This window comes from Mesorhizobium sp. P2_D6 (genome assembly GCF_056404315.1).
Genome location: NZ_JBFUEG010000001.1, coordinates 553732 through 565317, shown reverse-complemented (window position 1 = coordinate 565317; position 11586 = coordinate 553732). Strand labels below are relative to the sequence as shown.

Annotated in this window: 7 protein-coding genes; 6 read left to right on the top strand and 1 reads right to left on the bottom strand. The window is 63.9% G+C overall.

The genetic code is table 11. The features are described 5' to 3' along the window. Nucleotides 1-195: 195 nt before the first annotated feature. The 3 genes from AC1D1L_RS02510 (at nucleotide 196) to AC1D1L_RS02500 (ending at nucleotide 7241) form a co-directional block, all read left to right on the top strand. Nucleotides 196-1131, top strand: coding sequence for an alpha/beta hydrolase (locus AC1D1L_RS02510; protein WP_477338534.1), 936 nt, complete (start codon nucleotides 196-198; stop codon nucleotides 1129-1131). Between the two features lie 403 nt (nucleotides 1132-1534). Continuing rightward, complete coding sequence (locus AC1D1L_RS02505) at nucleotides 1535-3499, top strand: hypothetical protein (RefSeq protein WP_477338532.1); 1965 nt, start codon at nucleotides 1535-1537, stop codon at nucleotides 3497-3499. Nucleotides 3500-3509: 10 nt separating this feature from the next. Continuing rightward, entirely contained in the window at nucleotides 3510-7241 is a 3732-nt protein-coding gene (locus AC1D1L_RS02500; RefSeq protein WP_477338530.1) for a DUF7929 domain-containing protein, read from the top strand. A 103-nt stretch (nucleotides 7242-7344) separates the two neighbouring features. Here AC1D1L_RS02500 and AC1D1L_RS02495 read toward each other — a convergent pair whose 3' ends face one another. Further along, the gene (locus AC1D1L_RS02495; protein ID WP_477338528.1) at nucleotides 7345-7899 is read right to left on the bottom strand and encodes a dihydrofolate reductase family protein; all 555 of its coding nucleotides are present in this window, start codon (nucleotides 7897-7899) and stop codon (nucleotides 7345-7347) included. 171 nt (nucleotides 7900-8070) lie between these two features. Here AC1D1L_RS02495 and rpe point away from each other — a divergent pair, with 171 nt between their 5' ends. The 3 genes from rpe (at nucleotide 8071) to AC1D1L_RS02480 (ending at nucleotide 11579) form a co-directional block, all read left to right on the top strand. Continuing rightward, nucleotides 8071-8748 carry a ribulose-phosphate 3-epimerase gene (gene rpe / locus AC1D1L_RS02490; protein ID WP_352582349.1) on the top strand — a complete coding sequence of 226 codons (678 nt, stop codon included), beginning with the start codon at nucleotides 8071-8073 and terminating at the stop codon, nucleotides 8746-8748. Nucleotides 8749-9240: 492 nt separating this feature from the next. Next, nucleotides 9241-9972: a GntR family transcriptional regulator gene (locus AC1D1L_RS02485; protein ID WP_477338526.1), complete on the top strand. Its 732-nt coding sequence runs from the start codon at nucleotides 9241-9243 to the stop codon at nucleotides 9970-9972. 92 nt (nucleotides 9973-10064) lie between these two features. Next, nucleotides 10065-11579 carry a malonate--CoA ligase gene (locus AC1D1L_RS02480; RefSeq protein ID WP_477338524.1) on the top strand — a complete coding sequence of 505 codons (1515 nt, stop codon included), beginning with the start codon at nucleotides 10065-10067 and terminating at the stop codon, nucleotides 11577-11579. Nucleotides 11580-11586 lie beyond the last annotated feature (7 nt).

Below are 11586 nucleotides of genomic sequence, written 5' to 3'. Positions count from 1 at the left end.
TCACACCCCCCTCTGCCCTGCCGGGCATCTCCCCCTCAAGGGGGGAGATTGGCTGCTCGGACCTCGACGCCCACCCACCAACGTTGACGGTTGGCGAAACCATTCGCGACATCCGATCTTCCCCCTTGAGGGGGAGATGGCCGGCAGGCCAGAGAGGGGTGCCTGGGCGCCATCATCCAAAGTTGGTCTTCCCGCATGACCGACTACAAAATCCTCATCGACGCCGAGACCTGGGCCTTCATCGAGCGGACCAATTCCTTCTACCCGCCCGACACGATCGACTACACCATTGCCCAGCAGCGCACGATTTATGACCGGATGTGCCGCGAATTCTTTGCCGGCTATCCAGATGGTGTGACGGCGGAAACGACCATCATTGCCACGCACGATATCCCGATCCGCATCTATCGCAGCGCTACCCCGAACAAGGCGGCGATGGTGCTCTACATCCATGGTGGCGGCTTCATCCTCGGCGGGCTCGACAGCCATGACGATGTCTGCGCCGAATTGTGCGCTCGCACCGGCTTCGAGGTGGTCTCCGTCGACTACCGCCTGGCCCCTGAGCATCTGCACCCGGCCGCCTTCGACGATGCGCTGCATGCCTTCGAATGGGCGGCCTCGACGTACGACCGCCCCGTTGTGCTCTGCGGCGACAGCGCCGGCGGCAATCTCTGCGCGGCCGTCAGCCACGCAACGCGTGGCCATGCAAAGCGGCCAATCGGCCAGGTGCTGATCTATCCCGGCCTCGGCGGCGACCGCTCGAGGGGTTCCTACGTGACGCATGCGGAAGCGCCGATGCTGACCATGCGCGATCTCGACTTCTACAAGCACATCCGCACCGGCGGCGCGGACGGCACCGGTGACATCGCTTTGTCGCCGCTCGCCGACACGGATTTCACCGACCTGCCGCCAACCGTGCTCATCACCGCACAATGCGACCCGCTGTCGTCCGATGGCGAGGCCTATCGCGACCGCGTCCTCGCCGCAGGCGGCCACGCCACCTGGTTCGAGGAGCCGGGGCTGGTGCATGGCTATCTCCGGGCCAGGCACACGGTCGGCCGGGCGCGCGCCAGCTTCAACCGTATCGTCGAGGTGGTCTCGGTGCTGGGCCGAGGCGGCTGGACCTGGTGATCATTCGCCGACAATCTGCCTGAAAAATAAAGTCGTTCGCCGCTTCTGTGAAATGGCGAACAGTCCCAGCCGCCGTTTTGCATGAACCTTTCCGCTTCCGCCTGCGACTGACGTTCAGGCGCCGCATGGTGCGGGGCCGGAAAGGATGCCCCCAATGACCAGGACCCCAGAGACTGGCAGGTCTCCGGGAACAACGGGAGCTCAGCGCGACCATCGCCTTCGGGACGGGGTCGATGCGCTGGGCTTCCGGCTGATTCCGTTGACCCTGCACAGGAGCAGGCGTATCGTGAGGATGAGGAAAGCAGACAATTCGATCAGGGACGAACGTGCCGGAACGACGCGCCTTGCCCTGATTCGGCCGGCCGGACCGGAAGTTCCTCCCGAAAACTTCGGGGGGAGTTTTATGTCCTGCGATCGCGGCACGTCCATGCCATCTCCACGCGGCGGTTTGCGCCATTCGCTCCATCTGGAAGGCGGTTTGCTTGTTGCCCTGGCGCTGAGCGTCACGCTTTGGCTGGGCACAGCTGCCCGGGCGCAGGAAACCCAGATCATCTATCCCGGCTCGGTGGCGGTGACCGGATTTTCCGGCACCGTCATTCCCAATTTCGACGAAGGGTTGCCACCCGGGGTCGACCCGGTCGATGAGACCTTTATCGACACGACGCGCGCCACCTTGCGCGTTTTCGACGTTTCAGCGCTGGGCGGACCGGCCTCCGGCCAGCTCGTCTACACGCCGCCGCCCTTCGAGGTGACCGCCGAACAGATCGGCCAGGTGTTCGCCATTACCTATGATGACGGCGTGCGCGACGGCGTCCCGTCAGGCATCCCCAACCTCTATGCCGGCGCCAGCTCGCTTCACGGCATCCGCATCGTCACCCCTGACGAAGATTCCGACGGCCGCCCTGAGCGGCAGCGCCGCGGCACGGCCGGCGCCGTCTTCATGGACGGCCAGTTCGGCACCGAAAACGGTGGCGGTCCCGGCACGATCTGGAAGATCGACGGCATCACCGGCGCCGTCTCCAGATTCGCCGACATCGACACCAACAGCGGTCCCGGAATCGGTGACGTCACCTTCGACAGCAATCATCGCGAGTTCTTCGCCAGCGACCTCGACACCGGCCTCATCCACCGCATCGACGCCAACGGCACGCTGATCGACACCTTCGACCATGGCGTTGCCGGACGGCCGGCACATGGGCTGGTACCCGTCGCCGACGATGGCGCGGTGATGGACATTCAGGGTGCCGCATTCGATAGCGAAGACCCCGACACCTGGGGCTACACGCAGGACGAACGCCGCGTCTGGGCGGTCGCCTATCATGGCGGCCGGGTCTACTACTCGGTCGGCGAAAAATCTGAAATCTGGTCGGTGGGCATCGCCCGTGACGGCAGCTTTGCCGGCGATCCGCGCTGGGAACTGACGGTCAAGGCCGACAAGGACCACGCCGTCACCGATATCGCCTTCGACAACAAGGGCTTCATGTACCTGGCGCAGCGCGGCCCGGTGGAAAACCGCTACGATTACAGCCAGTTCGCCGATTCCGGCAAGGGCGAGGTCATCCGCTATTGGCGCGAGAACCCCGACGATCCGGCGACGGAATCGGAATGGGTGGAAGAGCCGCAGGAATATGCAGTCGGCTTCCCGCAAGGCAACCGGCAGTCGGCCGGCGGCCTTGACCTGCAATATGGCTACGACGCCGAAGGCAATCTCAACACCGGCGTGTGCACCGATACGCTGGTCAACACCGGCGACAAACTGCGCGACAACCCGACACTGGCCGACCAGCTCGCCGCCGGCGGGCCGCTTGCCGTGCACGGCGTGCAGATAACGCCGACGCCGCTGGTGAAGCCGGCCAACGTGCCGCCCTTCGGCTCATGGTTCGTCGATTTCGACGGCTATTTCGAAGACCCCGAAGTGGAAGGCCATGTCGGCGACGTCGAGGTCTGGCACCCCTGCGAAGGCCGTGCCGGCTACTATGAAGAGATCCCCGGCGGTTACCTGCCGCCCTTCTATCCGCCGGACTTCCCACCGCCCGGCGATCTGCCTCCATGCATCGATGTCGAGGATGTTCAGTTCTACTGCACGCCTCGCGGCCTCCAGGCCGACCTCTATCTCCATGACCATGCCGGCTTCGGCGGCGATTCGATCAAGGCCCAGTCCAGGACGCCAGGCGTCGGGGTGACATCACTCCAGTCGCACGCGCCCGGCAAGCCTTACACGATCGACATCACCGGCCACTATCCGGGCGACAGAGTCGATGTCGGGCTTTGCTTCTACAGGCAATCCGACAAGGACAAGGGTGGCTACTACCCTTGCTGCAAGATGACTTTGCCGCTCAGAACCCCAGCCGTCAGCTGCGAACGTTGAGGAGGGAGAGATGAACATTTCTGCACTTTCCCCCATCGCGACGCGCAACCAGAAAACCGTCATGGAGACCATCATGAGACCCCTGTCATACGCCAGGCGCGGTGCGCGCTGGCTGATGGCGGCCGGTATCGCGGTCGCCATGTACACCCCTGTGGCAAGCCACGCCGAAGACGCGGTTCCGATCACACCGGAACTGCGGCTCGACCTCGACAACTCGAAAATCATCACTCCGAGGCCGGAACGGGTCGTGCCGTTCTTCACCAAGAAAGGCACCCAGCGGAGCTGCGACTACGTCGTCTACTCCCTGAGCTTCGGCCTACGCGGCGATGCGCAAAGCTTTGCCGACCCGGGCATGATTGCCCTGTTGAAGAAGCTCAAGATCGAGTTCAAGGACCAGCTTCCGCACGGCCTTTCGATCGTCAGCGCGCATGTGTCGGGCGACGGCACGGACGCTGCGGGCGGCCCGCTGCCCGGCGTTTCGATCAGCACCTCGGCCGATCCGAACGATACGGCAACCGTGTCCGATTTCCGGCTCTCCGCCGCCGATCTCGACGGCGCAGGCGCCGCCAATGAACGCGTCATCAACTTCCAGATCACGGCCAAGATCGACCATGCGGCGTTTCCCTCGCCGACGGTCATCGACAATCAGGGCCTGATCAAGATTACAAATGGAGCCGGCACCGGGACCATCATCCCGTCGCAGGATCCGGGCAAGCCCGACGATGGCGACTACAAGACCGGTGTGAAGACCTCGATCAAGATCGACCTCACCAACTGCGACAAGCGGCCTCCGCCTCCCGATCGGGAATGCTTCAAGGTGGAGCGCGGCACGGTCGATTGCGTGCCCGGCGGCGGCGCCTTCATCTATCACATGCCTGTCGGCCCGGAGATGGGCGGCAAGTGGGTGCAGGTGTCGACGACCACCCCCGGCATCACCATCATCCCCGACACCCAGCTGGTGCCGGCGGGCGGCGGCGTGCTCAACTGGAAGATCATTGGCGCATCGCCCGGCGACGTCATCCACCTCATCGTCACCGGCATCGAGACCTATGCCGGCCCGAAGGAGGGTTGGGGCCTGTGCTGCACGCAGACCATCGACATCGTCATTCCGCGTGACCTCAGATGTCCGCCCGACAAGGAGCCGGACCTCAAGGTCGAAAAGCGCGCCGATGTCACACGTTGCACGATGGGCGGCGGCTGCGACTTCACCATCCGGGTCACCAATGTCGGCGGAGCGCCTTATCACGGCAAGATCGTGCTCGACGAGGTGACGCTGCCGGCCGGCTCGGTGCTGGATTCAGGGCCCAATCCGCCCTGGGTCTGCGTGCCCGGCGTGACCCCGATGACGTGCACCTATCCGGTGACCACGCTCAATCCGGGCGCCTCTGTCGACCTCAAGCTCGGCTTCAAGCCGGCCGGAGGCTGGCAAGGTAGCGTGCTGCGCAACTGCGCCACCTACAATTACGGCGCCAGCGGCAAGCTGCTGTTCGGCAGCCAGCAGAACGATCGCGGCTGCGCCTCGATCCCGATCTGCCGGCGTGGCGATCGCAACCCGGACTGCCGGCCGCCGGTCGACAAGAAGGTCGACCTGATCCTGAAGAAGCGTGCCCGCATTCCGGTCTGTACGCCCGACGGCATCTGCTACTTCGTGATCGACATCATCAACAATGGCAGCGTCCCCTATAATGGGCCGCTGACGGTCATCGACAATTACCCGGGCGGCGCGCCGGCCTCTTCGACCTTCGGCCCGTCTCCGCCCTGGACATGCGGACCGAACGGCCCTGGCCAGTTCCGCTGCGACAATGCCGGCATCGTGCTGATGCCGGGCGCCTCGACGCCGATCGTCGTCAAGGCGGTGATGCCGGCCGGCTACCAGTCGGATACGGTTGAAAACTGCGCGGCGCTGAAGCCCGTTCCCGGTGAGGTCGACCTCACCAACAACAAGGCCTGCGCCAAGGAACGCTTCCGGCATCCCAATGGCGGCAAGCCAACCTTGCGCATAACCAAGGTGTGCAACGGCTCGCTGGCCGGCGCGGCGGTCGTTTCCTGCCGCATCACCGTCATCAGCCTTGGCACCTCTGCCCCCACCGGTCCGGTGCGGGTCAACGATGCCGCCACGCTGATCTCGGGCGGCGCGCCGGTCCAGATCCAGACCGTCACACCCGACGGCGCGGAATGGGCCTGCGGAGCGGTTCCAGCCAATGCGCTGTCGTGCCAGATTCCGGGCGCCGTGATGACGCCTGGAACCAGCCGGCACTTCGACGTAACGGTCTCCGCCAATGCCGCGTTCGAGAACTGCGCACGCGGCTCGTACGGCCCGGCGCCGGGAGACGACGTTGTCTACCCGTTCGGCCAGGCCTGCGCCAAGGGCGGTGGCACCTCCACCATCAGCGTCAAGAAGACCGGCGATGCCGAGTGCCAGCCGGGACAACCCTGCTCGTTCGAGATCACCATCACCAATGACGGCCAGACCCCATTCTCCGGTCCGGTCCGCATCGGCGATGCGATCGGCGTGGACGGGCTCGGCCGGCTGGAAGGCGTTGCGATCACGTCGATCGAACCGCCCTTCGGCTGCTCGCCGGAACCGACGACGCTGCCTCTGTCCTGCATCGCCAACCTGACGCTCGGCGCCGGGGAAAGCCACGTGCACACTGTCACTGTGGTCCTTCCCGACGCCCCGCTGGCCAACCTGCAGGGCAATGTCAGCGGCCAGAACTGCGTCGGTGTCTTGTCTCCTGATACCAGGGTGCAAGGCGGCGACATGCTGTCCGGCGATCAGACCAACATCCAGGGCGGTCGCGGCAAGGCCTATGCCTGCCATCCCTTCACCATCAAGCGTGAGGTGAAGAAAGAGTGCTCGCCGGGCTTTGTGATGAACGACGCCGGCCGGTGCGTGTGTCCGGAAGGAACCACCTTCCGCAACGGCCAGTGCTCGCCCGACGGTGGCGTCATCATCGAGCCAAAGCCAAGGCCCTGCGTGCTGCTCAAGGGCCAGATCCGCACCGAGGACGGACGCTGTGTCTGCCCACGCGGAACCGAGCTTGAGAACGGCGCCTGCGTCAAGATCGACAAGCAGGGCTGCACCATCCCCGGTTCGGTCCCGACGTCGGACGGCAATGGCTGCTACTGCCCGGACGGCACGCATCTCGACCGACAGGCAAATGCCTGCGTGCGCGACAAGCAGAAGCCMGAGCAGTGCACCATCCGCGGCCAGGTTCATGACGCCGAYGGCGATTGTGTCTGCCCGCGTGGGACCGAGGTGCGCAATGGAGCCTGCCGGCCGATCCGGCCGAAGCCAGAGCAGTGCACCATCCGCGGCCAGGTTCATGACGCCRATGGCRATTGCGTCTGCCCACGGGGCACCGAGGTGCGGGACGGTGCCTGCCGGCAGAAGCGGCCTGTGCTGGAACAGTGCGACATACGCGGCCAGGTCCACAACAAGCGCGGCGAGTGCGTTTGCCCGCGCGGCACCCAGGTGATCGACGGCGCATGCCGCAAGCCGAGGCCGGAAGAATGTGCCCCGGGCTCGGTGATGATCAACGGCCAGTGCCAACCGATCAGGCGGCGCTGCCCGGAAGGCACGGTTGGGCGGTATCCGAACTGCAGGGCCATCCGGCAACAGCCGTCGCTCGATCCGAGCCTGTTGCTCAATCCGGGGATCCTTCAGCAGTTCGTGCCGAACCGCACGCAGCAGCCGCAGGTACAGCCGCAGAGGGATCCGACGGCCAACTTCAAGCCGTAGGTTCTGGATATGAGCCAGGAATAGAACCCCCGCCGGAGCGATCCGGCGGGGTTTTCTTTCAGGCGGCAGAGTTGTCGATCCTCACACTGCTCCAGGCCGAATCTCAGCTGGCGGGCGCGTAGCGCAGCAGCGTCACGCCCTGGGCAAGACTTTGCGTGCCGAGCGGCTGCAAGGTCAGCGCCAGGCCGGACTGGAAGTACGGCTTGCCGCCGCCCAGCACGACCGGCTGCATGTAGAGCCGGAATTCGTCGATCAGGCCCGCACGCGCGAATTGTGCGGCAAGATCGGCGCCGCTGACGGAGATTTCGCCCTCCGTCTGCAATTTGAGCTCACTTGCAACGGTTTCGACATCGCCACACACCAGCCGGGCATTGGGTCCGACGTCGCGAAGCGTCGTCGAAAACACGATCTTCGGGGTCTTTTGCCAGGCATCGGCAAAATCCCGCTCGACCTCTCCCCCGGTTTGGCGCTCCGGACTGTCCCAAAAGCGCATCGCCTCATACATCCGGCGTCCGCAGAGCGCGATCGCGGTCCGCCGCATCTCGTCGTTGAAATGCCGGTGCAGGTCTTCCTCGGGCACCGGCAAGCCGATGTCGCCCGACGGTCCCTCGATAAAGCCGTCCAGCGACGTCAGCATGGAGTAGACGATCTTTCCCATCTGACCTCTCCGTTTGTCCCCACTGAATGGCGCATAACCGATTGTGAGCTGCAAGCGGTTTGTCGCAAGGCGAATGGAAATCCGGACCTAGCGACTTTCCCTTTTCAGGATCATGGTCTAGGCAGTCGTCAGACAGCGCCCGCAAACAGGGCGCCCAAAAAGGGCTGCATCATGAGCAGGAAGACCCTGATTGCGCCATCGGTGCTGGCGTCGGATTTCTCGAAGCTAGGCGACGAGGTCGAGGCGGTGGCCGCGGCCGGCGCCGACTGGATCCATCTCGATGTCATGGACGGGCATTTCGTGCCCAACATCACCTTCGGCCCACCGGTGATCAAGGCCATCCGCAACCGCACCAAGGCTTTCTTCGACTGTCATCTGATGATTGCGCCGGCCGATCCCTATCTGGCCGCCTTTGCCGATGCCGGCTGCGACGGCATGACCGTGCATGCCGAGGCTGGGCCGCATCTCGACCGTTCGTTGCAGACCATCAAGGGTCTCGGCAAGAAGGCTGGCGTGTCGCTCAATCCGGCGACTCCGGAAAGCTCGATCGAATATGTGCTCGACCGGCTCGACCTGATCCTGATCATGACCGTCAATCCGGGCTTTGGCGGCCAGGCCTTCATCCCGGCCATGGTCGACAAGGTCAAGCGGGTCAAGGCGCTGATCGGCAACCGGCCGATCCGCATCGAGATTGACGGCGGCGTGTCGCCGGAGACGGCTCCCCTGGTTACATCAGCCGGCGCCGACGTGCTGGTGGCAGGCGCCGCCGTCTTCAAGGGCGGCAGCGTCGAGGCCTACCGGGCCAATATCGAAGCCATCCGAACCGCGGCCGACCGGGTTGCCGGCTGACATCAGTTTCAAGACAAATTCTCGGCGGTTCTAATCTCTTGGCCCGATCCTTCAACCGGCGAGATGTCCCCAAAGCTGTCAACTTGCGGCAGTCGCCGGAACTGACCGTCGCGGCGAGCGACGCGATCACAGCATCTGGCACTGCATCTGGCAGCAAAATCTAGTGGACGAATGCCGAGGGCGTGTTCATTGCGGGAGCGGTAAGTTCGGCAATCTGACGTGCGTTAAGAAAAAATTACCCGTGTTCCTGATCTCACAACCATGTCGCGAAGACGCGAGTCGCGAAGTAGCACAAAGTTTCTTCACAAGAACAAGTTTTTCACGATATTCGTTACTTCCTCAAAGTAAGATGCGCACAACCTTCCTCTTTAAGTCGAATATCGGGATCTTTCCCTTGAGGCATGGATGCCTTACGAGGTACAGTAGATTCGCAGGGGAATCGTTTGCTTCGCGAACGGGCAGGCGGAGCATGGGAGAGCGACAGGAGTCATATTGACCTACGGATCTGCCGATATGATTGAAGGCGCCGGCGCCAAGAGCACACTCGCCAGCACGGTCTACCAACAGCTTCGCGACGATCTCCTGCGCGGTGTGTTTGAAAGTGAAAGCAAGCTTCGGGTCGAATGGGTGGTTTCCCGTTACGGCGCCGGTGCCTCGCCGGTTCGCGAGGCTCTCAACCGGCTTGCTTCGGAAGGCCTGCTTGGCCGCCACGACCAGCGCGGTTTCTTCATCATGCCGGTCAGTGCCCCGGAACTCGAGGAATTGACGCGCACGCGCTGCTGGCTGGAAGAGCGGGCGCTGCGTGAATCCATTGCCAACCGCACCGGCGAGTGGGAAGAGCAGTTGGTGCTGGCCTTGCATCGGCTGGCGCGCGCCCAGCGCCGTTTGCCGGAAGATCCGTCCTCGAACAATCCGGAATGGGAAAAGCTGCATCGCGCCTTCCATCGGGCACTGATCGCAGGCTGCCGGTCGCACTGGCTGACCGGCTTTTGTGACCAGCTTTCCGATCAGGCCTCCCGCTACCGGCTGATCTCCCAGGACGGGCCCGAGCGCGACGATATCGGCGAGCATCGCCTGATTGCCGAGCGCACCGTGGATGGCGATGCCGATGGCGCCGTCGAAGCGCTGCTCAACCACTACCGTTTGACGGCAGCCATGTGCATGGAGCGCTTCAACGAGAGCGGCGATCTCGGGGCAAGCAAGGCGTTGCGCGGCCGCAGATAGCAACACTTGCGGTTTTTCGATCCGAAATCTGCTTGCAGCGGTGTTCCGAAAAGCGGTTGTTTTTTTTCGAGGCCATGCGCTAGGGAAGACGCATGAACAATCACCTGTTCGATGCCTTCCGCGACCGCATGCCCGCGCCCGGGCGCACCTTGATGGAGACCGATGACGGGCGCTCTATTCGCTACGGTGACATGCTGGCGCGGTCGGCGCAATTGGCGCAGGCGCTGAAGCATTTCGGCGTCAGGCCCGGCGACCGCGTCGCGGTGCAGGTCGAAAAAAGCCCCGAATGCATTTTCCTTTATCTGGCCTGCCTGCGCGCCGGTGCGGTCTTCCTGCCGCTCAACACCGCTTACACGTTGACGGAGCTCGGCTATTTCTTCGGCGATGCCGAGCCACGGCTGGTCGTCTGCGACCCGTCGCGGGCTGGCGATATCGCGCCGCTGGCAAAGGCTTCGGGCGCAGTTACCGCCACACTCGGCCGCAACGGTGAAGGCTCGCTGACCGAACAGGCCGCGCAACAGCCCGCGGATTTTGACGATATGGCGCGCGAGCCGGACGACCTCGCGGCGATCCTCTACACATCGGGCACGACCGGCCGTTCGAAGGGCGCCATGCTCAGCCACGAAAACCTGGCCTCCAACGCGCGCGTGCTGGTCGAGCAATGGCGCTTCAAGGGGGAAGACGTGCTGATCCATGCGCTGCCGATCTTCCACACGCATGGCCTGTTCGTCGCCACCAACGTCGCCCTGATGGCCGGCGCCTCGATGCTGTTCGAGCAGAAATTCGACGCCAGCCGCATCGTCTCGCTTCTGCCGCGCGCCACGGTGCTGATGGGCGTGCCAACCTTCTATACCAGGCTCTTGCTGCAACAGGGACTCGACGCGCAGGCAGCGAAGAATATCCGCCTGTTCGTTTCCGGCTCGGCGCCACTGCTCTCAGAAACGCACAAGGCCTGGCGCGAACTGACCGGCCACGCGATCCTCGAGCGCTACGGCATGACTGAGACCAACATGAACACCTCGAACCCGTACGAGGGCGAGCGCCGCGCCGGCACGGTCGGCTTCCCGCTCCCCGGCGTTTCGCTGCGCATCGCCGATCCCGACAGTGGTGCTGCGCTAGCCCAGGGTGAGGTCGGCATGATCGAGGTGAAGGGGCCGAATGTCTTTTCCGGCTACTGGCGCATGCCGGAGAAAACCAAGGCGGAATTCCGCGCCGACGGCTTCTTCATCACCGGCGATCTCGGCCTTATCGATGCCGATGGCTACGTCCACATAGTCGGGCGCGGCAAGGACCTGATTATTTCCGGCGGCTACAACATCTATCCGAAGGAGATCGAGAGCGAGATCGACGCGCTGGCTGGAGTCGCGGAAAGTGCGGTCATCGGTCTTGCCCATCCCGATTTCGGCGAAGGCGTCACCGCTGTCGTGGTGCGGGAGCCTGCCTCCCAGATTACCGGGGCCGAGATCGTTGGCGCCATTGCCGGCCAGCTGGCGAAATACAAGCACCCGAAGCAGGTCATCTTCGTCGATGAATTGCCGCGCAACACGATGGGCAAGGTGCAAAAGAACCTGCTGCGCGAAAGCTACAAGGGCCTCTACGACCGTTAAGAAGCCG

Coding starts and splice junctions, on each gene's coding strand:
- AC1D1L_RS02510 (WP_477338534.1), top strand. CDS start 196: ATGACCGACTACAAAATCCTCATCGACGCCGAGACCTGGGCCTTCATC.
- AC1D1L_RS02505 (WP_477338532.1), top strand. CDS start 1,535: ATGTCCTGCGATCGCGGCACGTCCATGCCATCTCCACGCGGCGGTTTG.
- AC1D1L_RS02495 (WP_477338528.1), bottom strand. CDS start 7,899: ATGGGAAAGATCGTCTACTCCATGCTGACGTCGCTGGACGGCTTTATC.
- rpe (WP_352582349.1), top strand. CDS start 8,071: ATGAGCAGGAAGACCCTGATTGCGCCATCGGTGCTGGCGTCGGATTTC.
- AC1D1L_RS02480 (WP_477338524.1), top strand. CDS start 10,065: ATGAACAATCACCTGTTCGATGCCTTCCGCGACCGCATGCCCGCGCCC.